The sequence below is a fragment of the Photobacterium sp. GB-56 genome (genome assembly GCF_003026105.1).
Taxonomy (GTDB): Bacteria; Pseudomonadota; Gammaproteobacteria; order Enterobacterales; family Vibrionaceae; genus Photobacterium.
Map to the genome: position 1 here is coordinate 1 of NZ_PYNW01000011.1, position 23303 is coordinate 23303.

17 protein-coding genes, 2 tRNA genes and 2 rRNA genes are annotated in these 23303 nt (G+C 41.5%); 15 read left to right on the forward strand and 6 right to left on the reverse strand.

The features are described from left to right. The 3 genes from C9J42_RS14720 to C9J42_RS14730 all read left to right on the forward strand — a co-directional run. A 23S ribosomal RNA gene (locus tag C9J42_RS14720) occupies positions 1 to 174 on the forward strand; the annotation flags it as partial. A 132-nt stretch (positions 175 to 306) separates the two neighbouring features. Next, positions 307 to 422 (forward strand): 5S ribosomal RNA (rrf, locus tag C9J42_RS14725). A 137-nt stretch (positions 423 to 559) separates the two neighbouring features. Then, positions 560 to 636: transfer RNA gene (locus C9J42_RS14730), tRNA-Asp, on the forward strand. 726 nt (positions 637 to 1362) lie between these two features. Here the strand turns inward: C9J42_RS14730 and C9J42_RS14735 are convergent. Further along, on the reverse strand, positions 1363 to 2715 hold the full coding sequence (locus C9J42_RS14735) for an MATE family efflux transporter (RefSeq protein WP_107302099.1): 1353 nt from the start codon (positions 2713 to 2715) through the stop codon (positions 1363 to 1365). 191 nt (positions 2716 to 2906) lie between these two features. Here C9J42_RS14735 and C9J42_RS14740 point away from each other — a divergent pair, with 191 nt between their 5' ends. The 12 genes from C9J42_RS14740 (at position 2907) to C9J42_RS14795 (ending at position 17367) form a co-directional block, all read left to right on the forward strand. Next, positions 2907 to 4697 carry an IucA/IucC family siderophore biosynthesis protein gene (locus C9J42_RS14740; RefSeq protein WP_107302100.1) on the forward strand — a complete coding sequence of 597 codons (1791 nt, stop codon included), beginning with the start codon at positions 2907 to 2909 and terminating at the stop codon, positions 4695 to 4697. Continuing rightward, positions 4684 to 6414 (forward strand): IucA/IucC family siderophore biosynthesis protein, encoded by a 1731-nt coding sequence (locus C9J42_RS14745; protein WP_107302101.1) that lies wholly within the window; start codon positions 4684 to 4686, stop codon positions 6412 to 6414. The genes C9J42_RS14740 and C9J42_RS14745 overlap by 14 nt, the downstream gene beginning before the upstream one ends. A 10-nt stretch (positions 6415 to 6424) precedes the next feature. Continuing rightward, positions 6425 to 7681, forward strand: coding sequence for an AMP-binding protein (locus C9J42_RS14750; protein ID WP_107302120.1), 1257 nt, complete (start codon positions 6425 to 6427; stop codon positions 7679 to 7681). 9 nt (positions 7682 to 7690) lie between these two features. Continuing rightward, positions 7691 to 8965: a DUF6005 family protein gene (locus C9J42_RS14755; RefSeq protein WP_107302102.1), complete on the forward strand. Its 1275-nt coding sequence runs from the start codon at positions 7691 to 7693 to the stop codon at positions 8963 to 8965. A 1-nt stretch (position 8966) separates the two neighbouring features. Continuing rightward, positions 8967 to 9806 carry a sugar phosphate isomerase/epimerase gene (locus tag C9J42_RS14760; RefSeq protein ID WP_107247349.1) on the forward strand — a complete coding sequence of 280 codons (840 nt, stop codon included), beginning with the start codon at positions 8967 to 8969 and terminating at the stop codon, positions 9804 to 9806. Positions 9807 to 9937: 131 nt separating this feature from the next. Then, positions 9938 to 10645, forward strand: a complete 708-nt coding sequence (locus C9J42_RS14765) for a response regulator transcription factor (protein WP_107205939.1) — start codon at positions 9938 to 9940, stop codon at positions 10643 to 10645. Between the two features lie 147 nt (positions 10646 to 10792). Then, a complete protein-coding gene (locus tag C9J42_RS14770) occupies positions 10793 to 12757 on the forward strand; it encodes a TonB-dependent receptor domain-containing protein (protein WP_107247350.1) in 1965 nt (654 codons plus the stop codon). A 75-nt stretch (positions 12758 to 12832) separates the two neighbouring features. Then, positions 12833 to 13975: an ABC transporter substrate-binding protein gene (locus tag C9J42_RS14775; RefSeq protein ID WP_233220748.1), complete on the forward strand. Its 1143-nt coding sequence runs from the start codon at positions 12833 to 12835 to the stop codon at positions 13973 to 13975. Positions 13976 to 14065: 90 nt separating this feature from the next. After that, positions 14066 to 15142, forward strand: coding sequence for an iron ABC transporter permease (locus C9J42_RS14780; protein WP_005369426.1), 1077 nt, complete (start codon positions 14066 to 14068; stop codon positions 15140 to 15142). Further along, positions 15142 to 15918, forward strand: a complete 777-nt coding sequence (locus tag C9J42_RS14785; protein ID WP_107302104.1) for an ABC transporter ATP-binding protein — start codon at positions 15142 to 15144, stop codon at positions 15916 to 15918. Before C9J42_RS14780 ends, C9J42_RS14785 begins: the two co-directional genes overlap by 1 nt. A 267-nt stretch (positions 15919 to 16185) precedes the next feature. After that, positions 16186 to 17166, forward strand: coding sequence for a sugar-binding transcriptional regulator (locus C9J42_RS14790; protein ID WP_005369422.1), 981 nt, complete (start codon positions 16186 to 16188; stop codon positions 17164 to 17166). Between the two features lie 106 nt (positions 17167 to 17272). Then, positions 17273 to 17367, forward strand: a tRNA-Sec gene (locus C9J42_RS14795). Between the two features lie 10 nt (positions 17368 to 17377). Here C9J42_RS14795 and selB read toward each other — a convergent pair. From selB to fdxH, 5 genes are all read right to left on the reverse strand, one after another. After that, positions 17378 to 19300, reverse strand: coding sequence for a selenocysteine-specific translation elongation factor (selB, locus tag C9J42_RS14800; RefSeq protein ID WP_107302105.1), 1923 nt, complete (start codon positions 19298 to 19300; stop codon positions 17378 to 17380). 23 nt (positions 19301 to 19323) lie between these two features. Then, complete coding sequence (gene selA, locus C9J42_RS14805) at positions 19324 to 20793, reverse strand: L-seryl-tRNA(Sec) selenium transferase (RefSeq protein ID WP_107290910.1); 1470 nt, start codon at positions 20791 to 20793, stop codon at positions 19324 to 19326. A 13-nt stretch (positions 20794 to 20806) separates the two neighbouring features. Further along, positions 20807 to 21697, reverse strand: a complete 891-nt coding sequence (fdhE, locus tag C9J42_RS14810; protein WP_107206455.1) for a formate dehydrogenase accessory protein FdhE — start codon at positions 21695 to 21697, stop codon at positions 20807 to 20809. A 97-nt stretch (positions 21698 to 21794) separates the two neighbouring features. Further along, positions 21795 to 22430 (reverse strand): formate dehydrogenase subunit gamma, encoded by a 636-nt coding sequence (locus tag C9J42_RS14815; protein ID WP_005369417.1) that lies wholly within the window; start codon positions 22428 to 22430, stop codon positions 21795 to 21797. Next, the gene (gene fdxH / locus C9J42_RS14820; protein ID WP_005369414.1) at positions 22427 to 23302 is read right to left on the reverse strand and encodes a formate dehydrogenase subunit beta; all 876 of its coding nucleotides are present in this window, start codon (positions 23300 to 23302) and stop codon (positions 22427 to 22429) included. Before fdxH ends, C9J42_RS14815 begins: the two co-directional genes overlap by 4 nt. Between the last annotated feature and the right edge of the window lies 1 nt (position 23303).

Genomic DNA, 23303 nt, shown 5'->3' on the forward strand with positions numbered 1-23303 from the left:
GGAATCGATAACCGCTGAAAGCATCTAAGCGGGAAGCGAGCCTCAAGATGAGTCATCCCTAGACCTTTAAGGTCTCTAAAGGGTTGTTGAAGACTACAACGTTGATAGGTCGGGTGTGTAAGTGCTGTGAGGCATTGAGCTAACCGATACTAATTGCCCGTGAGGCTTAACCATACAACACCCAAGGGGTTTTTATCTCGTCAAGAGAAACGCGGACTCCAAGTACACTTGAACGTGTAGAGAACACTAGTTAACTTTTCCCAGATTGCTATTTATTGTCGATGACAATAAATAAAACCAAATTTGCTTGGCGACCATAGCGTTATGGACCCACCTGATCCCATGCCGAACTCAGTAGTGAAACGTAATAGCGCCGATGGTAGTGTGGGGTCTCCCCATGTGAGAGTAGGACATCGCCAGGCTTCCAATTCGTTTTCATCTTTTTAAGAAAAAGACGAAAGCAAAAAAATAGATATCTATTTGAACTATGGATATCGCATGTGGTGTTATCGCTCTTAGCCATCCATGGCTTCGCGATATTAGAACATCCATGTTCGTCGGAGCGGTAGTTCAGTTGGTTAGAATACCGGCCTGTCACGCCGGGGGTCGCGGGTTCGAGTCCCGTCCGCTCCGCCACTTATATTAAGCCCTAGTCGAAAGACTGGGGCTTTTTTACATTTGGAATAAATGAGTTAAATGTATTTGAGTGAGTTGGCAGTTCAGTTGGTTATCCTCTTTATTGGAGAGCTTAGCGGCCTGTCACGCCGGGGGGGCGCGGGTTCGAGTCCCGTCCGCTCCGCCACTTATACTAAGCCCTAGTCGAAAGACTAGGGCTTTTTTACATTTGGAATAAATGAGTTAAATGTATTTGAGTGAGTTGGTAGTTCAGTTGGTTAGCCTCTTTATTGGAGAGCTTAGCGGCCTGTCACGCCGGGGAGCGCGGGTTCGAGTCCCGCTTGAGCGCAAGCCCGAACTAGGCGTCCCCACCGTTCCGCCACTTATATTAAGCCCTAGTCGAAAGACTAGGGTTTTTTTACATTTGGAATAAATGAGTTAAATGTATTTGAGTGAGTTGGTAGTTCAGTTGGTTAGCCTCTTTATTGGAGAGCTTAGCGGCCTGTCACGCCGGGGGGCGCGGGTTCGAGTCCCGCTTGAGCGCAAGCCCGAACTAGGCGTCCCCACCGTTCCGCCACTTATTAAGAAGCCTCGCTAGTAATAGCGAGGTTTTTTTTCGTCTGTAGAAAGTGGAAATGATAGTGTGTAGTTAAGCTTTTATTGCGAAGCTTAGGCAAGTCTTGCACTCTCGGCCACTTATTTAAGATCTCAGTAGAGCTTTTTTGTATGGCTGATTATTGATAAGCATCATATAGTTACCAGCTTAGACTTGTGTTTTATGCTGTATTGGAAACGAAGGTAAAGCGTTAATGCAATAATAAAAGTGCTTAATTCTGCGATAGGTAAAGCAAAAAGAAACGGGATGCTTGGAATAAAATTTGTGAAGAGTAGAAGCAGTGATACAGGTAAAACTAACCCTCTTGATAAAGCGATAATAGATGATTGAAGAGGACAATGCATCGCTGTGAAATAACAAGATAGTAAGACATTTATTCCGCTAAAGATAAAACAGGGCCATATAACGCCAATGTAACTTAATGCCAATTTATAGGCGTCAGACTCTGTATTATCAATGAAAAGCTTCGTTATTGAATCTGATCCTGACAGTACGCTTACTATTAATAGTGTACTAATACTTATCACGGTAACGGTAGCTAAAAGCATGAATTGGTTGATGCGTGTGAAATTTTTTGCTCCATAGTTTTGGCTTACCAGTATATGAAGAGCATCGATAATGCCGTAAAACAGCATCATGCTAATAAATAACATATAGTTTGCGACAGCGAAGCCTGAGATAGCAGTATTGCCCTGCACTTTCATCAATAGCCAATGAATAGTGAAAATAACAATACCAACAGAAATTTCATTGATATATTCTGAAATCCCATTAAGTAGCCCTCTGAAGTAAGGTTTCACGCTTGAATAACAGAGCTTAAATTTAATTAATCTTTGTTTCTTAGTGAAAAAAGTACAGAGCACTAATAACTGTATTATCTGTGCTATACCTGTTGCCCAAGCGGCCGATTGAATTCCCCACTGAAAATAGCCAAGAAAAAGAACATCAAGCATGATGTTAACGACAGAGCCCAAGACTAAAGCTGATGTTGCTAGCGTTGGAAAGCCATCTGCGCGTACAAAATAATATAAAACCATCGTGGTTAGTTGAATGATGAGTACGACTGATATTACTTGGAAGTAAGCTTGAGTAAGGGGGGTTAATTGTTCATCAACACCAAGAAATAAAAATAAAGTCTCATTGAAAAATAAACTAATAATCGCCATCAAGGTAGCGAATAAAAAAATAGAGATTAACGATAAGGTAAAAATACCATTAGCCTCTTTATAGTTTCCTTCTCCGATAAATTTTCCTGCAGTTACTGTCCCACCAATAGCCACCATTAGACCCAATGCAAACATGAATGTGATGTAAGGAATAAGAATATTGATAGCTGCTAAAGCTTCATAACCTAGATATTTTCCTACAAAGATCCCATCGACCAAACTTGCAGTGGTAATAGCAAGTAATGCAATGAGTGCAGGAAAAGCAAACAGGAAAAAAGTACTAATGATAGGGCCCTGAGTGACCTTGTTATACGTCATGAATTTATGTTTTATGAATGAGCTTAATGTCCATTTTGAAGCGTTTCAATCATAAGTACGAGCGTTGAAGTGCCACGTTTTGCTGCTGCATACATTTTTGTGTAACAAATGTAATCATTGTTGAAATGAGAATTAATATCATTAAGAATCTTTAATTAATTTCTTATTTATCAATAAATAGTCGGTTCAACATGATGTTAACAGCAAAAAAAATAGCTGAAGTCGCTTCATTTCAGGCCCTCTTTAATTGTTACTTAAAAGAATGTAAGCAAGATTCATGGTACCGAGTTGATGCGTGGATGGAGAAAAATGAATTATGTTGTTCACCATCGTGTCAGTGGATTATTGAAATAAACTTACCTATAGAACATGTAGTTATAGCCGTTGAAGTGACTTATAAAACCATTGTTGGTCGCCATACTTTTGGTGATATCTGGTTAAAAAATAATGATGAAAATTGGTATAACAGCTCTGAAAAAGAAGCTGCAATTACGCTTTTAGATTCATTTTTTGAGCAAAAGACAATGTCACTGAAAAAACAGGAACTATTGATTCGCCTGTTAGAAAGTATGTCGCTCATGGAGTATTTTTTGGCGGAAAATATGACAAAAAATGCACCGCCTTCTCGCTGTTTTATTGATGCTGAACAGAGTTTAGTTTTTGGACATTGGCAACATCCGACGCCTAAAAGTCGTCAAGGGATGCTTGATTTTCATCATCAATATTATGCGCCTGAATTAAAAGGGGAGTTTGCACTTCATTACTTTAATGTTGCCCGCTCTTTGATTTGCCAGCGCTCAGCATTATCAATTTCAGCTGAAGAGATCATTGCTTCTTCTCTCGAAACCGCAGACTTACAAATTTCAGATGAGTTTATAGTCTTGCCTATGCATCCGCTGCAAGCGCAAAAATTATTACATGATCCTGCTATTCTGGATTTAATGACTCAGGGGCTAATTATTGATAGCGGACAGCATGGTTGTAAGTTCACCGCAACGTCCTCTGTGAGATCGCTATACAGTGCGCATTTATCTTGGATGTATAAGTTTTCGATACCTGTAAAAATTACGAATTCTCTTAGAGTAAATAAACGTCATGAACTTGATGCTGGCGTAGTTATGGCTGGGTTATATCGTAAGACGGGATTTAGTGGTGATTATCCTAGCTTTAATGTTGTGACAGATCCTGCATACGTCACCGTATTATTACCAGAGCGAGAAGAAAGTGGTTTTGAAACGATTATTCGAGAAAATCCATTTCAGGCGGATCAAGATCAGGATGTTCTTACTATTGCTGCATTGACACAAGATCCGCTGCCAAATCAAGCATCGTTATTAGCCTCTATTATTGTTGAGTTGGCAACGAAAGAGCATTGCTCTGAATCTCATGTAGCGATGCGATGGTTTGCCCGCTATTGGGATTGTGCGATAGATCCTATGATCCGTTTGTATGATGAGCATGGCATTGCGTTAGAAGCACACCAACAAAATAGCGTTATTCAATTAGAGACTGGTTATCCATCGAATTATTATTTCCGAGATAACCAAGGTTTCTATTTATCAAAAAGCTACCGCAGTTATTTAGAAGGTATGGAGCCTGAATCTAGCCGTGTTCATGACTTGTATTTTGATGATGAAATGATCTGTGAGCGATTCACTTATTATTTAATGATCAACCATCTCTTTTCGATTATTGGTCGACTAGGCGCTGATCATATTATTGATGAAGCTTTATTACTGAATTTTGTTAAGCAACGGCTCACCGCATTACATAAATCATTACTGGGTGGCGGTAAATTATTTGTCGAGCAATTACTGACAAATAAGCAATGGGCAATGAAAGCGAATTTACTGACACGTGTCCACGATGTCGATGAATTAATGGTTGAGAACGAACAGGCGATTTATTGCTACATCGATAATCCATTTATAACAGCTGATACCACAAATCAGAAAAAGGAGGTATCAGATGCCATTGCCTAATTGTCTTACGCTAGAACCTGAACAGAGAATCATTAAGCAAATTTTTGAAGCTATCATGTTTGAACAATTGGTTGAAATTGATGTTGGCTCTGAGAATGGTTACAACACGTTTACTTGGATCATGGCGGAAAAGCATTATCACGTTCGTGGTCATATTGGCGCTTTTGGGCGTTATCGTTTAGATATTTCAACCTTAACGATTGATGGTCAGCCTCAGCTTATCTCGCAATCTTGGGAAGATATTGTTCGAGATTTGCCTGCCCTTGAGCAAGTTAAGTTATCTATTATCGAAGAGTTTAAACAAACCTCCAATTTGTGTCGCTGGAATCAAGACAATATTCCAGCTCGTGATTCACGTCGGCAGGCAAGTTTTATTGAGTTGGAAGCACAACTTGATGAAGGACATCCTTATCACCCCTCTTTTAAAGCGCGAACAGGGTTTAACTTTCTTGATCATCAATGTTATGGACCTGAAGCTGGGGAATCATTTTGTTTGCACTGGATCGCGATAAAAAGAACACATTTTCGTTCACATTTACCTGATGAGCATGATCGTTTTTGGTCTAGTGAATTAGATCAAGATCACTGGCAAACATTGAGTTTTATTTTATCTCAGCAGCAAGGTAACTGGCAGGAGTATGCTTTATTGCCTGTTCATCCTTGGCAGTGGCGTCAATTACACAAAGAAGATTTTCCATCTTTACTTGATCAGAAAATTATTATCGATTTGGGAGAGTTAGGAGACCAATATGTTGCTTCGCAATCGGTCAGAACTTTACTCAATGTGACGAATAAAGCAAAAGCCAATATCAAATTGCCATTGAATATGGTGAACACCTCTTCTAAGCGGACCTTAGCTGGTTATTCCGTTTGCTTGGCACCAGAGATATCAACATGGCTTGAAACCATTGTTAGTCAAGATCCTGAGTTGTCAGGATTAGACATCTTAGCCGAATACGCGGGCGGGATTTATGTACCGCTTGGGAAAACGGTGGAGTGTGATCCTTTAAGTGACCAACTGGCGGTTATTTTTAGAGAAAGCCTAGAAAAAAAATTATCACCTGAGCAAACGGCGGTACCATTTAATGCGTTGATGATGGTCGAGCAAGATGGTCAGCCATTCATTGATCATTGGATTGATAAATATGGCTTAGTACCGTGGCTTTCGCAACTTATCGAGGTGGCAGTGATCCCAATTTGGCACTTATTGGTCAAGTATGGGGTGGGAACGGAGCCGCACGGACAAAACATGGTATTGGTTCACCGCAATGGTTGGCCTGAAAAGATTATTATTCGTGATTTTCATGAAAGTGTCGAATACCACTCTGCGTTCCTTAGTACTGAGTTTCCAGCACCTGATTTAGCATTATTAGAACCAACCTTAGCCAAGGCACCTCTAGATATATTTTATGCCATGAGTTCGGTAGAGCTGCTGCGCGAATTAGTGATGGATACCTTATTCATTTATAACCTTGCAGAGGTCTCTCACCTTATTGAATGGCATTACGGTGGAACGGAAAGGCAGTTCTGGCAACTGGTTGAGAATAAGCTCGAACAATACAGTGCAGCGCATCCAGAGCTCGCTGATCGGATAGCTCAACTCGATTACCAATCTACTTCAATTGCAACAGAATCATTATTAGCTCGAAAATTTCAGGCTAAGAAACAAGAGTGTCACCATATCGTGTCGAATGCGCTTTCGTGCGCTTTTAAATAATAGGGATATTATGATTTACGTTAACGATGATTATATCGATAGTGCTTTTTTCTCACAGTGCTTCCAAATATTTTCAGCGCACCCTCAGTTAAAAGACTGTGCAGGAAAACGTGTTGCCGTGTGCCTACAAAATCCTGCTCAGTTGCTAGCACTTTGTTTATATTTAAAAAGAAATGGTGGTTCATTTTATCCTATTTTAGCCACGACTCCGCGTTTAGCGGCAAAGCGTTTAGCAGACAAAGCAAACTGTCATATCGTTATTTTTGATATTGAGCAGACGGGACTGACGCTAAAAAGAGAAGATAAAGATCAACAAGCGGTTTTAGTACAAACTAGCTCTGGGACAACTGGTGAGCCGAAAGTGATCACTCGCTCTTGGTTGTCTATTGATGAAGAAATTGAAAGTTATGTGACAACCTTTACAGCACCTCAGTCCATGACCCCTTTAATTGCATGTCCAATTACTCACTCTTATGGATTAATTTGTGGCGTACTTGTCGCGCTTAAGCGTGGTTTAGTGCCTGTGATCATAACCAACATTAATCCTAAATACCTATTGAGAAAATGCTTAGAGAATAGTGAGCACTTGCTTTATTCATCACCAAACTTACTGCATTCCCTCGTACAGCTCTATCCCAAACAAGAACAACTACATGCTGTGATGACGTCAGGAACGGTGCTACCGCAAGCCTGGTTTGAAGCGATAAAGGTACGAAGTCAGTATTTATTCCAGCAATACGGTTGTTCTGAAGCCGGTTGTATTGCCGTCTGTGAAAATCCTGAATATGCCAATCAAATGGGCTTTCCACTTCCACATTTAAGGGTATCAGCAGGGAGTGATGTCACTTCCCCGCAAGAGATCATCGTATCCAAAAATAAGCTTGATATTAATACTCAAGATCTTGGTTTTTTTGATGTGCAAGGGCAGTTATGTTTCGTTTCCCGTAGCGATGACATGATCAATGTTTCTGGGCTGAATGTGTATCCACAAGATGTGGAAAACGTTGTGATGGAATTGGCTGAAATTACAGATGCGGTGGTGTTTAAGCGTGCCGATGAGTTATCTGGTGAGCGTGTGTGTTTGCAGTTTGTGGCTGACACAATGATTGAACCAAGCCGGATTCGTCAATGGTGTGGAACGCGTTTAGCGAATCACCAGTTACCCGTTGATATAGAGCAGCGCGAGATTATCGAAAAAGCGGCAAACGGAAAGATAAATCGAAAAGCGCTTTCACAAAGTAGTGTTTCAATTGCAGCGATTGGTTAAGGAAGAAAAATGCAGCGCGAAGAGATGATCCAAGCTATCAAAAAAGTGCTTGAAGAAAATATGCAAAATAGCCATATGGCGCTTTTTAGTCCATCAGCAAAGTTGAATGAAGAGTTGTATTTAGATTCAGTGTTAATACTTCAGCTTATTTTACATTTAGAGCTCGATTTAGGATTGACCGTACCAGAGCAACATATTACAGCTGCAGATTATGCGACAGTTGCGAGCCTAGCCGATTTCCTATGCCAAGTTAACAATGAGTCAGAGCTCGCACCGAAAGAGCCTGAGGTTGAATTTGAAGATGTAAAAGTACATTGCTTTGTTAGTTGTGTATGTGAAGCGTTAAAGAGCAAAGGCATTGATCATCGACCATTTTATTTTGCGGTATGGGATGCGACGTTTGATGTAAGTGAGCGCTACCAACTGCAATACCATAGTGACGACATTAATCACCAATTATTTATTGATTGGTACCAACGTTTGTTTGGTGGCGAGCTTATCGCTTGGTATGACAGTGAGAAAACCAAGCTCGCGAATTTAGCCACCATGAGAGCGTTACTTGGTAATAAATCGAACTCAGAGCACTTGATGGTGATGCTCGATCTTTATCACCTTCCTGAGCGTGAAAATAAATTTAATCAGAACCCATTTCCCCATTACGTTATGTTGACGGAAACAGAGACGCCAGAGCACTGGATGATGTGGGATCCTGACTTTCGTTGGCAAGGTGAAATTTCACAAGATCGCATTGAAAATGCGATCTCTCAGCCGACCGTTGAGGGAGGGTATATTTTTAATGAAAATGCTCTGCACGATGCGCCGTTACATGTGGTGCAAGATTATTTCAAGCTTTGCTTTATTGAAGATAAAAACCCGCTAACAAATGCCGTTCGTGAAATTATCCAAGCTCACCTTGATGAAACGCAGGGGATTAGTTTGTCAGATCTCCCACTTGCTTTACGTGAATTAAAAGTTATCGCGGTGCGTAAATATGCTTACGAACATGGCTTTGCTTATTTTGGCAGAGCGTTAGGTCAAAGTGATGATGATTTTGAATATTGGTGTGATGTGATTGAAGAATTAATCCAGACCTATACCAGTATTCAGTATCAAGTAATGAAAATGGCAGAAACCAAAGATCTTAATTTATATACAGGTATTCAATACTTGTTGGATAAGCAAGACAGAACAGAAAAGCGTATTAAGAAAGGGTTATTTGATATGTATTCCGATTGGTGTGAATTAAACGACTTACCGTGTGATTCTGTTATGGAGGCTTGCTGATATGCAATTATCTATTTGTACTATTTCGTTTCGTCATCAATTAATGTCATTAGAACACTTAGCGCAATGGGCAAGAAGCCATGACTTTCAAGGTATCGAGCTTTGGGGGGTACATGCCATAAGTCTGGAGTCACAACCTCAATATGATGCTCAATGGTTAAAGGAAATGGGACTCTCGATTTCGATGCTAAGTGATTACTTACCCTTAGTGGGTGACCCAACAGTCACTCAACAAAAGTGTGCGCATATTTGTAAGTTAGCGAACTATTGGAACACAAATAAAATACGTACTTTTGCAGGGCATCAAGCCAGCGATAAGGTTAATAAAAATGACCGAGAAAAGCTGGTTACAAGACTACGTCATATTTGTGAATACGCGCATCACCAAGGGTTAAATGTACTTGTTGAAACCCATCCCAATACTTTAGCGGATACGACAGAATCGATTCTGCAGCTTTTAGATGAGGTTTACCATCCGGCTTTAAAAATTAATTTTGACAGCTTACATGTTTGGGAATCTGGTGCTGACATTAATTATTTTCACAATCAAATTAGTGATTATGTCGATCATTACCACTTAAAAAATATCGCTTCCCGAGAATATTTAAACGTGTTTTCACCTGATAACGTTTATTCGCCAGCAGGTAGCCGTGAAGGAATGACACCTTTATTTGAGGGGGTATTAGATTATCAACATTTTATTGATGGATTATCTCGAAATAAAAATACAACCGCATCACTTGAGTGGTTCGGTAATAATGTAAAGCAAATCTTAATAAATGACAAAAAAGCATTAGATAGGTTTGGTGAGAATATAAAACAGGCTGAATTACTGTTTTAGTTTTAATTTTTATTTAACTGATTTCGATAAATAGGCATTGATTATAAAAAAACGCTCGTATACTATCAGTTACCTAACTGATAGTGATAACTATTATCAATAAAGTGACAGATACTTAGCTAGGGATTGGCATGAATATAGATAAGGTCCATCATTCAAGAACAATCTTAATTGTGGAACCTGAGCATAATTATGGTCAGCAGTTAATTGAACTGTTTTGGCGTGAAGGTTTTGTGATCAAACGTTGCCAATCTGCACTTGAAGCTGAAAACGTTTATAAAAATGCGACAGTAGATCTTATGCTGGTCTCTAATCAATTACCTGAAATGAAAGGGTTTACGTTTTTAAAACAGTGCCGGCAAGTTTCTCACATTCCTATTGTCTTATTAGCGGATAACTATAGCGATACTGAATGCGTAAACAGTTTTTTCCATGGTGTAGATGATTACATTCCACGTAAACAGCCGATTAAGGAAGTCTTGTGTCGTGTTATTGCGATTTTAAGGCGTATTCAGCAGCGGCAATTACCGTCAAATAAAACCAAGTTATTAATTGTTGATGATTTGAAAATGGATAAGCAAAGTTTAGCGGTAAGTTATAAAGAAACCACATTATCAATGACACCAATTCAATTTAATTTACTTTGGACATTAGCTTTTCAACAAAATCAAGTATTGAGTAAAGACTATTTATACCGACAGGTATTGTCACGTGAGTTTAGCTTATATGACCGCAGTTTAGATATGCACTTAAGCCGAGTTCGACGAAAATTAGTATCGGCAGGTATGCCAGTTGAGCGGCTGAAAACGGCTCATGGCGTTGGTTATAGTTTTAGTTAATAAGGAAAAAGCTCTTATCGAAAGGTAAGGGCTTTTTTCATAGTAATTAATTAGTTGTGTGGTTGTAACAATTGTAAAAAGCATTTACATCTTAGTGCGTAGAAGCAAAATAATGATAATTATTATCATTAACAATGGAAAATTAAGATGTTGAAAGGATGCAAATTCAAGCTGCTACCGACAACGGTTGCTGTCTCAAGTGCGTTGTTTACACAAATTGCGGTTGCCGACTCAGAAGGTGAACATGAAAAAATGGTTGTAATGGGTAACCCATTACAAGCGACAGAAGTGTTTATTGATTCTGAGCAGCTTGAACGACAACAAGCCAACGATATCAATGATATTTTCCGCACAGATCCCGAAGTCAGCATCGGTGGCGGTACTGGTGTTGCTCAAAAGATTTATGTTCGTGGTTTAGAAGATAGCCAGCTAAACGTGACTATTGATGGTGCTGTTCAATCAGGCAATATTTTTCACCACCAAGGGCGTTTATCAATAGAACCAGAATTATTGAAACAAGTTGAAGTTGCGGCGGGTGCTGGACGTGCGACAGATGGTGCGGGGGCACTGGGTGGTGCGATTCGTTTTAAAACCAAAGATGCTGAAGATATGTTGCAAGGTGACGAACGTTTTGGTGGCTTAGTGAAGGCGGGCTACTATGATAATACGAAAGGATATAAAACGAGCGTCAGCGGCTATGGTTACCTTACTGACAACGTAAGCGTTGTTGCTACTATGGTGTATAGCGATTTAGGTAACTACACAGATGGCGATGGTAACGAGCAGCCGTTTACTGAAGCACAAAACAAAGTTGGCTTTATTAAACTTGTTGGTGATATTACTGACGCGCAGAAAATCACTTTAAGTTATGATCACCGCGGTGATGAAGCGTATCGTAACTTCCGACCTCACTGGGCTGAAAGTAGAAAGAATTTCCCGCTTGACCAAGAGATGAACCGAGATACTTTCACGCTGAATTACGGTTTAAATCCTGCTGATAACCCATACCTTGATCTTGATGTTACCGCATATAACACCGAAACTGAGCTAAAGCATAAGAGTCGTCCAGACGTACCTCGTGAAACAAATAATATCGCGAAAACACACAGCTATGGTGGTGATATTCGTAACACGAGTAGCTTTAACTTGTTTGCTGTTACGTATGGTGTTGATTACCGTAAAGATATAACAGATGGCACATTCTTAGCTTATAGCCCAGATACTTATGAGTTTAAAGGCACTGTTGCAGGCGTCTATGTACAGAGTGATTTCCGTATTGTTGAGCCGCTACTATTAAGTGTTGGTGGTCGTTACGATACATATAAATTAAAAGATTCTTACGGTACAGAAGTCGATCATTCAGGCTTTAGCCCTAATGTTAGCCTGAACTACAGCGTTATACCGGGTTTGAATGTTTATGCCGGTTACGCAGAAGCTTTCCGTGGCGCCCAGATCCCAGATTCATTCATGACTGATATTGAGTTAGATCCAAACCGTAAAGCAGAGCGAGCACATAATACCGAAGTGGGGGCTAGCTGGGTAAACGGCGGTCTAAATCTATCAGCAACGGCGTACATTAATAAAATTGACGATGTGGTCGGTAAGAGTGCGAAAAATCAAGGCGACTTAGAAACCAAAGGTTTCACTGCGCGTGCTGGCTACACCTTCAATGATTTAAGTATGTCATTAAGCTTCAATCACTCTCTCTCGGATCTTGATGGTCAACGTTTAATTGATGAGAACTTTGGTATTGGTACCTCGACAGGTGATACATGGGTTGCGGATATTAATTACTATGTATTTGATAACTTGTTAATTGGTTATACAGGTCGCTATGTTGCTCGTCTTGATGATGCAGTAGAAGTGGTTGAAATCTATAAAGGTGAAGAGTACGTCACTAACTACAGTGAAAAGCCAGGTTATGCCGTTCATGATATTTACAGCCAGTGGCAACCATTATCGGGTGAAGAGTTAACACTCTCTCTGGCAGTTAAAAATCTCTTTGATAAAGATTATCGTGATCATGCTAGCTACGGTGATGTAAACGCTATTGCGAGTGCACCACGCGAGCCGGGTCGTGATATCCGATTTAATGTTGCGTATGCCTTTTAAATAAATGAACAAGGAGGGACGTCTGTCTCTCCTTTTTTCGTTTAAGGCTAGGTGAATGTGATCAAAGGGAAAGTTATGCCGCAATTTCTATCAATAAAAAATCGTCTTATTGCTCTGCTCAGTGTTTGCTTGGTGTTATGTAGTACTCACAGTGTAGCGAAAAGCATTACTGTAACGGATTTAGCTGGGCGAGAAGTCGTAATATCCCAACCTGCGGAAAGATTACTGTTAAGTGAAAGTCGCTATATTCCCGCGTTAGCGATTTTAGAAGGCGATCAAGTGTTATCTCGTATTGTCGGTATGATGGGAGACATGAAGTTAGTCGATCCTGATTCTTATCAACAATATCAAACCGCATTTCCTGACATCGATAATATCCCTCTTTTTGGTAAAGGCGCAACGGAGAGTTTTAGTTTAGAAACCGCATTAGCGCTTAAAGCGGATGTGGCTTTTTTAGGTGTCGAAGGTCATGGGCCTAATGCGCGAAATAGCGAAATTATTGAAATTTTAGAGCGTGCGGGTGTAACGGTCGTCTTTATCGATTTTCGCAAAGAGCCGGTGAAAAATACCTTACGCAGCCTAGAAGTTATGGGCAAAGTACTGGGTCGAGAAGCGCAAGCGAAAAGCTATATTCAATTTTATAACCAAGAATTAGATAAGGTGAAGCAAGGTCTTGCAACGGTAAAACCTGAAGATGTTCCGACAGTCTTTCTTCATAGTCGTGTAGGTGTTAACGGTGAATGTTGTGAGACCATGGCTCGGGGTATGGTTGCTCAAATGCTTGACTTTATTGGGGTGAAGAATATGGCACAGCCACTACTTCCGGGATCTGTGGGCGTATTAAATCAAGAGTATTTATTAACGCATCAGCCTGACATTTATATTGGTACTGCTGTTGGCTCAACCCAGACTCAAAAAGAAGCACCGCAATATATTGTTCTTGGTACCAGTATTAGTGCCAAAGTAGCACACCAGTCTTTGGCTGCCATTACTCAACGACCGCCACTTAATCAATTAACCGCAGTGAAAAATAAACGGGCTTATTCTATCTGGCACCATTTTTATAATACGCCGCTCAATATTGTTGCTATTCAGACGTTTGCTAAATGGGCCTACCCCAAAACGTTTGCTGAGCTATCACCACAAAAAACATTAGAAACACTATATCGTGATTATCAGCCAGTGCCTCTTAATGGTACCTATTGGATGGCGTTATAAATTAAATATTAGTGTTGTTTTAATTAATTCAATGAGCCGGATGACGTCACTGTTATCCGGTTTTTGGCTTTGTAAGATAAAGGAAATATCATGAAATCAGCCACATTAAGTGTTGATGAAAACCATCAAACAACCAGTTTGTCACAGCGTTATCGGCGCTTTGTGATTAAACGAATTCTCTTGTTAAGTATGATGGCGATAGCACTTGTCATTGCATGGGTTATTGATACTGCAACCGGCCCGTCTCAAATTGGCTTAAACCATATTTTTTCTGCGCTCTTTCAGCCAGAAGTACTCGATCCCGTCCAACAAGTGATTATTTTTGATGTCAGGATCCCTTACGCTTTAATGGCCATTGTTGTTGGTGCGGCATTAGGGTTAGCGGGGGCTGAAATGCAAACCTCTTTAAATAATCCGTTAGCGAGTCCGTTTACCTTAGGCATTGGTGCGGCTGCAACATTAGGCGCGGCGGTTGCTATCTTATTTGATTGGTCGTGGTTACCGTTTCGCTTTGACTACATTCTGCCTTTGTTTGCTTTTGCTTTTGCGCTTTTAGCATCACTTTTGGTGGTGGTGTTATCACGAAGCCAAGGCGCATCGGTTAATACCGTGATCTTGTTTGGTATTTCACTCTTTTTTGCCCTTAACGCCTTAGTCAGTTTATTAATGTTTGTCGCAGACAGTAATGCTTTACAACAGATAGTGTTTTGGACCATGGGCAGTTTGGTGCGAGCAAATAACGAAAAAGTGTTGATTGTCGCACTTGTCTTTGCGGTGTGTTTCCCGCTTTCTATGCGTCAAGCATGGGCGATGACAGCGATTCGCTCGGGAGAAGATCAAGCAAGAAGTATCGGTATTCGCGTAGAGCGCATGCGCTTAATGGTGTTGTTGAGAGTGAGCTTATTAACGGCTGTCGCTGTGGCGTTTGTGGGGGAAATTGGCTTTGTTGGGTTAGTCGGTCCTCATATAACAAGAATGTTATTAGGCGAAGATCATCGCTTTTTTCTTCCGGGGAGTGCCATTGCCGGTGCATTGTTGTTATCGCTGGCTTCCATCGCGAGTAAAAGCTTGATCCCTGGAGTGATTTTACCAATTGGAATCGTAACATCATTAATTGGTATCCCATTCTTCATGAGCCTTATTTTATCGAGTAAAGGGAAGTTGTAATGTCATTAAATATTAATAGCCTCACAACGGGGTATGGTCAGCAAAAGATCATTGAGCAACTTTCTGTTGAGCCGATCCAAAATGGTGAGTTGGTGGCGGTACTCGGCCCTAATGGAGTAGGTAAATCGACATTGCTCAAAGCGATCGCGCGATTACAAAAATATCAAGGTGATGTGTCTCTTGATGGTGAAATATTAAGTCAGTTAGCCCTTAGCGAAAGTGCCAGAAGAATCGGTTACTTGCCACAAACACTGCCTCAGGCAACTAGCCTTGTTGCTTATGAAATTGTATTTAGTGCTTGTCGCGCGGTAAAACCCGAACTGAGTAAAAGTTATATTGAGCAAATCATTGAAAAAACATTTTCCCAATTAGGAATAACCCATTTAGCACTTAAACAACTTGCACAAATGTCAGGTGGGCAGCGACAGATGATCGGATTAGCGCAAGTGCTGATTCGAGAGCCTCGATTATTATTACTTGATGAGCCAACCAGTGCGTTAGATCTGCATTGGCAAATTAGTGTACTTCAGGCTGTAAAACAAAATTTGGCGTACACTGGTGGCATGGGTCTTGTCGCGATCCATGACATAAATTTAGCATTACGTTTTTGCGATAAAGTGTTGGTCCTCAGTCCTGATGGGGTAGTCGTTATGGGCAAAGGAGAGCAAGTGTTAACAGCAGAGGTATTACGTAACGCTTATGGTGTCAAAGGGCGAGTAGAGCAGTGTTCGCAAGGCTATCCGATAGTACTGGTGGATGAAGCGATGAGTGCGTAATGAATTGTGTGCAGCCTTTTTAGCTTTTGGTACATTTAAGGTAAAAAGCTGTACGTGATATTAAGTGTTTATATATCATACTGTTATATGTGGCGTTGGGAGTTGGCCTATAGGTGGTAAAAAACACGTTCACTTTTGTGCTGTTTTTATGAGTGAAAGCTGTACACGTCTAAATGTGAGAGTTTAGTCAGTATTGCTTTGTTCTGCTCAGTGATAGAATAAACCGATAATATAAATAAATCGGTTATCCACACAAAGGGCACAAAAATGAGCATAAGCAGTACTGACAGTAACCATGTAGACAGTGATTTACTTACCGAGATCGCTATTGCTTATTATCAGGATGGTGCTACTCAAGAAGAGATCTCTCAGCGCTTTGGTATGTCTCGCGCTAAAGTCGGTCGTTTACTTCGTCGTGCGCGTGATGAAGGGGTAGTGGAAATTACCGTTAAATATCACCCTGTTTTTAGTGAAAAATTAGAACAGCAATTGATTGAGCGTTTTAATTTAAAGCGCGCATTGGTTGCACTCGATCAGCCTGATGACGAAACCCAACGTCAGCAAGTGGCAAGTCTGGTTTCGAGCTACCTAACGACGACATTAACTGATGATATGGTGGTTGCGGTTGGGCAAGGACGTAATATCGCGTCTATTGCTAATCATGTTGGTGTTGTGCCGCATCGTAAATGTCGATTTGTTTCTGGTATTGGTGGTACACACCGTTCAGGCAATGCCATTAATGCCGATCACATTTGTCGCCAATTGGCGAAAAAATATGATGGTATTAGTGAAACCTTGTATGCCCCCGCTTATGTTGACGACATCATAGTGAAAGAAGCATTTATGAAAAATGGCACGGTAAAAGAAACCTTAGATCGTGCTCGTCGTGCTGATTTAGCGTTGGTTGGCGTAGGCGATATGAATGAAAATAGCCATATGGTGAAGTTAGGTTGGTTCACACCACAAGAAATTGTTGAAGCGCGAATTCGTAAAGGTGTGGTCGGTGATATTGCGGGCTATGACTTTTTTGATAGCCATGGAAAACAAGCCGATACCATGATGAGCGATCGTGTTATTGGTTTAACCATGGAAGAATTACGAAATATTCCAACTGTTGTGGTAACGGCAGCAGAGAATAGTAAAGCCTTAGCATTATTAGGCGCACTGCGTTCTGGGGTTGTTGATGTATTAGCAACCAGTGTAAGTAACGCGCTCACTATTTTAAATTTAGATCAGCAAATGAAGTAGCTTGATATTTAATCAGTTGTTCTTAAAAAACAACTGCTATCCCTGAAATATGGTGATAGCAGTTGATAACTATACCTTTAATGCATAAAATACATCACACAAATGAGGAAGAACGGCGTATCCGGTGATGCGTCCGGATTTCAAATCCGGGTAGGGCTGCCAGCAGTCCTGGGTAGGTTCGACTCCTATGTTCTTCCGCCACTTCATTTGTTTATCCTTTCAGTAAACCTTCATCTCGCAGTTCGCGATAGTTAAATTTCCTTTTTGTAAAACCAATCTTATCGAAATATTCCAAGATCTGAATGGCGACTTTTCGTCCTAGTAGACTAATCGTTCTAAACTCTGCTGTTTCAAGTTTTTGATGGTGTTCAATATGTTCACGGACACGATTAGCAATCGAGATCAAATAGTCGTGGCTTACATAGCGATCTTTAACAATCGCAGAGATATAGCCCAGTTGTGCCAATTTATAGCTTAGAGCACGCAATTCGTCTTCATCAAAATCACATTCATTGGCGAGATCGCGCACCCACCAAGGGGTTGAACTTTGCTGCATGATTTGGGCAATGCGCTGCCAGCTTTTTTGTTCAAGCTCTGTGAGTTGTAGCTGGTGGCTGGCAAGGTGTAACCAACCACGAGTATTGATAATGGTTTGCTGGGCTAATAGCTGAGCCAACAGCTCATTAAAAATAGCAGCAGGTTGGTTGAGTGCTGCAATGCGATAAAGACGATCTTTACCTAAGCCGATGTGGTCATTTTCTTGTTGATGGTATAACGCGAGTTTTTCAATGATGTTCTGTTGTAGTTGTACTTGATACGCAGAAGTACAAAGGAAATCACCGTACTGGGTAATATCATTTTCAACATGACTACTTGCGACTTGTTCGATGTGCTGACTTTGATGCTGCCACGTTAACTCACTGATAGATTGTGGTTTATTGGCAAGTTTAAAGGCAATAATATCTTTAAGGGAATCAAGTTCTGCACGTTGGGTTAAATAAGCTAAACGCTCTGCCTTTCGCTTACCACGATTAGGTGGTAGCAAATCAATGACGACGCCACTACCAAGGTTTGTTTTTAAAGCGGGATCGCGCAGTAATAGACGATCTTGCTCTGCTAAACATAATGGACTATCGAAGGTAATCTCAGCCAGTACATGCTCGCCTCCCTTCGCCTTATCTGTTTCAAGTAGCGCAATACGACCAGTGGTATGGGCTGCAGCATGGAAAAGTTGTACTGCTTGCCAGTGTTTAATATCGGTATTGGCAGCCAGTGTAATCGTTACGCGATTGATCACTGCGTCGGGCACAATATTGATTAACCAGTCGCCACGGCTAAGCTCGTCCTTATCAATGTCACCAACGATATTCATCGCTACACGCTGGTTTGCTGTTGCCGTTTGCGCTGTATTTCCTTGGGCGTGTAAACCTTTTATACGGACAGTTTTTGCCTGTGTTTGACCTTGCTTAAGTTTGTTATGGCTAACAAAATTCAGGCTATCACCGACCTTTATGCTGCCACTTAATGCCGTCCCAGTAACAACCAATCCTGCCCCTTTTGCGTGAAAAGCACGATCAATGGCAAGACGAAAGCCTAAATCATTTTGTTGCTGTTTTTCATTGTCAGCTAAAGCGATTAAGTGAGCTTTAAGTACATCAATACCATCACCAGTAAACGCGGAGCAATGAAATATTGTTGGCTCGGTAAAACCTTGTTGAAATAAGAGTTGAGTGAGTTGTGCTTCTAACTGCTGTTGTTGCTCTAAGGTAGTGAGATCTGATTTTGTGATCACCACTGTTAGGCTATTCATCGCCAATAAACGCAAAATGGCTAAATGCTCATAGCTTTGCGCCATCATGCCTTCATCACCTGCGACAATCAGCATCGCATGATGGGCTGTACCGACACCGGCGAGCATGTTGGAAAGAAACCTCTCGTGACCCGGTACATCAATAAATCCGAGGGTTTCTTGTTGTTGCGTTTGCTGTGAGTGATAGGGCATAAACGCATACCCTAAATCAATGGTTAGCCCACGTTTTTGCTCTTCTGGTAAGCGATCAGCATTGGTGCCTGTTAGGGCTTGAAGTAAATGGGTTTTACCATGATCAACATGGCCAGCGGTGGCAATTATCATAAAGTGGCGTTATTAGTTCTTTGTTATTCGTGATTAGCATTAGAAAGTGAAAGTTGAGCAAGCTGAGTCATGAAATCTTGTTCATGGCTGATCCCACGTAAACATAACCACAGTTTGTCATGGTGAATACGACCGATAATTGGGATCTCACCGCTTGCTAAAAGATCGGCAAGATCATTAAGCGTGTAGGATGTTTGATTATTGTTAACACTGAAACATAACGCGACAGATTCAAGTTGTTCGGTGGGTAGCGCACCACTGCCTATTTGCCCCATTGAAGGCATCACCGTTACTGTAAAGTACTGACCAACCAATTGCTGACAGTAAGGCACTAGACGTTCCCCCAAATCTGTCAGCGTATCAAGGCTGCGAGTTAGCATCGACAGCGTAGGGAGATCGCAAGGTAAACGCTCTGGATGACGGTATAAATTCAATGTTGCTTCAAGGGCAGCTAAGGTCATCTTGTCACAGCGAAGTGCACGTTTAAGTGGGTGATGTTGCAGCTGTTCAATGAGTTCAGATTTCCCAGCAATGATCCCAGCTTGTGGTCCACCGAGTAATTTATCGCCAGAAAAGCTCACTAAATCAATGCCATCTTGCAGCATCTTTTGTGGCATCGGCTCGCTTGGTAGTCCGTATTGGGCTAAATCGATTAATGACCCACTGCCTAAATCGCTGATCACTGGTACTTGCATTGCGCGTCCCAACGCACAGAGTTCAGCTTCAGATACCGCGCTGGTAAAGCCTTGGATCATGTAGTTACTGGTGTGTACTTTCATCAGTAACGCGGTATTTTCATTAATCGCTTGTTGATAGTCTTTCAAGTGAGTGCGATTCGTGGCACCGACTTCAACGAGCTGACACCCTGCTTGTCGCATGACATCTGGAATGCGAAATGAGCCACCAATTTCAACTAACTCACCACGCGATACAATGACTTCTTTTCCACTGGCAAGGCTGGCTAGCATTAACAGTACCGCAGCGGCATTGTTATTTACTAAGCACGCATCTTCACAACCAATGAGCTGTTGCAGTTGTTCACTGATGGCTTGATCGCGGTGGCCTCGTTTACCTTGCTGGAGAGAATACTCTAAAGTCGAAGGGAAACGCATCACCTCTGTCACCGCTTTTATTGCAGCTTCTGCTTGCAGCGAACGACCTAAATTGGTGTGTAAGATAGTACCGGTTAAGTTAAAAACACGACGTTGCCCTTGATGTTGTAAAGGCAGGGTCGATTGCGCGAGATGATGAGAAAACAGATTTATACGTGCAAGTTTCTGTTGCGATAGTGCCAGCCCGTCGCACTCATTAAGTGTCAGCCACTGAGGTAATTGTTGTTGATCTCGAATTGTCTCGCGGGCTTGATCTAATAATTGACGAACAAGCGTAGTGATGTGCTCTTTACCAAATTGATGGATCAAAGGCTGTTGTAATTCGTGATTTAAAATCAGATCAACACTGGGTAAGTGGGCATAGAGTGCTTGGGCTGTCATATCGCTCTCAGTATTACTGTATTAGTGGTAAAAAGAATGGGTTAAATCCATTACGGTATAATTCGTTTTGGTTTAGCTTATGATCTAACACTAATGTCGCAAGATCGTCTGCGATAGGATCAAGGTTTGGTTGCTTTTCTAAAAATAAAATCTTGAGGTAGCTATTACAGTGACCGCAAGTTTCAGCACGTACCGCATCTTCTAGGGTTTCACTTTGTAGATGAATATTTTCACCATCCGCACATTGGGTACATTCAGCACGAAGACGATGCCATTCTGTTTCACATTGGCTGCAATGCAAGTAACGGTGGCCACTGCCTTTAATCAAACTTGCCACTGGCGCACCACCACAAAGAGGGCAGAAATGCTGTTTTACATTGGGCTCGGGTTGCCACTCTAGTGCCGTGGTTTTTACAAGTAGGCTGGTGAATGTATTAATACAAGCCCATAGCAAAATAGCAAGATCAGCAGGTACACGCTCAGGCTGGTTATGCTGAAGTGCGGTGAAGTAATGGTGTAGGGTGTCGCTATCAAGATCTTGAAGTGAATCGATCACTTTTACGATGTCGTCAGATGCAACTAAACGTAATGAGGTGGTTAATTGCGCTAACATGGCTTCTAAGATTGGAAACCAAGCTTGATCTAAAGATAGCGGCCAAGTTAAAGCATTTTCTGATACGAAGTTAGCAACAGGTTGGGCAAAGTCTTCGGCCAATCGCGCTTGTTGTTGAACAATTTGTCCGGCTAATAGTAGGTAATCTGCCATGAAAGAGTCTTTAGCCAGTGCACGTAAACGCTCGGCACGAGCTGAAAAAATGGTTGCAGGATCACCAATAATTAACGGAGTAAAGCCATCACTTTTTTGTTTTATAATGGTATTTTTATCTAGAATTTTAACGCTCATGCTGTTTTCCAATGACAAGAATACCAACCAAAGTAAACCTTGGTTGGTATAAAAAGGTAAAGCGGTAAGTGCAGGCTTACCGCTTTTAATCATGTTGTTAGTGTTGGTTTTTGCCGCTAGTTAGCGAACGTAGCCAACGAGGGTGGTGTTTTTTCGCCCAAGCAGGAGAAACCTTCCCTTCTAACATGCCATCGATAGAGCCTTCTACCCAGTACGCCATGTAAGCATGGATAATCAGGCTAAGAGCAAAAACAATGGCTGTGATTGAGTGAACAATCAGTGCAATGCGAACGACATCAATGCTGAAGTAAGCCGCAAAGTAGGCACGCCATGCAATCAAACCGGTAACAAGAAGGATCAGACCACAAGCAATAAATTGACGTAGGATCATTTTTTGACCTGCGTTGTATTGTCCAGCTTCTGGTACGTTTTCTTCGTTCTCGGTTAAGACGTCTTTAACTTTTAGCATCCACTGGAGATCACCTTTTTCAAAGTGGTTATGGCTCCAGTAGCGTGCAACTAAAAACGCAAGTCCGATTGTCATCACAATTGCGCCGAATGGGTGCAAAATACGTGCAAGTTGCGGTGAACCGTAGACATAGCTAAGGAAGTGCAATGGTGCGAACATAAAAGATAAACCAGACAATAGAGTCCAGATACCCGTTAGTGCTACCGTCCAGTGCACAACGCGATCTAAAGGCTTATGACGTAAAATTGTTTTATTCAAACTCATTTTTCATCTCCTTCTTCTTCCGCAACACGGCTGCGACCAACAGTCACACGGTGAATCGCTGCCAACGCAAGCGTACCCACTAAACCTGCTGCTGCAAGTGGCTTCACATCGTCTTTCCACAATTTCACTGTTTCGCTGATCTTTGGATCTTTTGGCAGATCGTAACGTTCAGGATCAGTAATATCGTGCAACACATAAATCACGTGTGTGCCGCCCACACCAGCTGGGTTGTAAATACCCGCATTCTTGTGACCTTTGGCTTGCAGTGCAGCCACTCGTTGGTTAGCGTATTCAAGAATTTCTTCTCGCTCACCAAAACGTAGTGCACCTGTAGGACAGGTTTTTGCACATGAAGGCACTTGACCTGCCTGTAGGCGATCAAGACACAAAGTACACTTGTAAACACGGTTATCGACTGGGTTCATACGTGGAATGTCGAATGGACAACCCGCAATACAGTAACCACAACCGACACACTTTTCAGAGTTAAAATCGACAACACCGTTTTCATATTGCACGATAGCATCAGGTTCAGGGCAGGCTTTTAAACAGCCAGGATCAGAACAGTGCATACAGCTGTGTTTGCTGAATAACCATTTGAACTTGTTATCTTCTTCAATTTCTTTGAAGTGGATAGTGGTCCATGTTTCAGCGGTTGTATTTGGCGGATTTTGGTAGGTACCTTCAAAGGTACCTACTTTGCCGCGCAAGTTGTTCCATTCGCTACACGCATCCATACAGCCTTTACAGCCAGTACAGCACGTTACATCGATAAGCTTTGTTACCTGAATTTGGCGTTTACGCGCATCAGGTGAAGGCGTTAGCGATGATGTCGCAGAACTACGAATAATATTCTGTGATTCCATACCCATG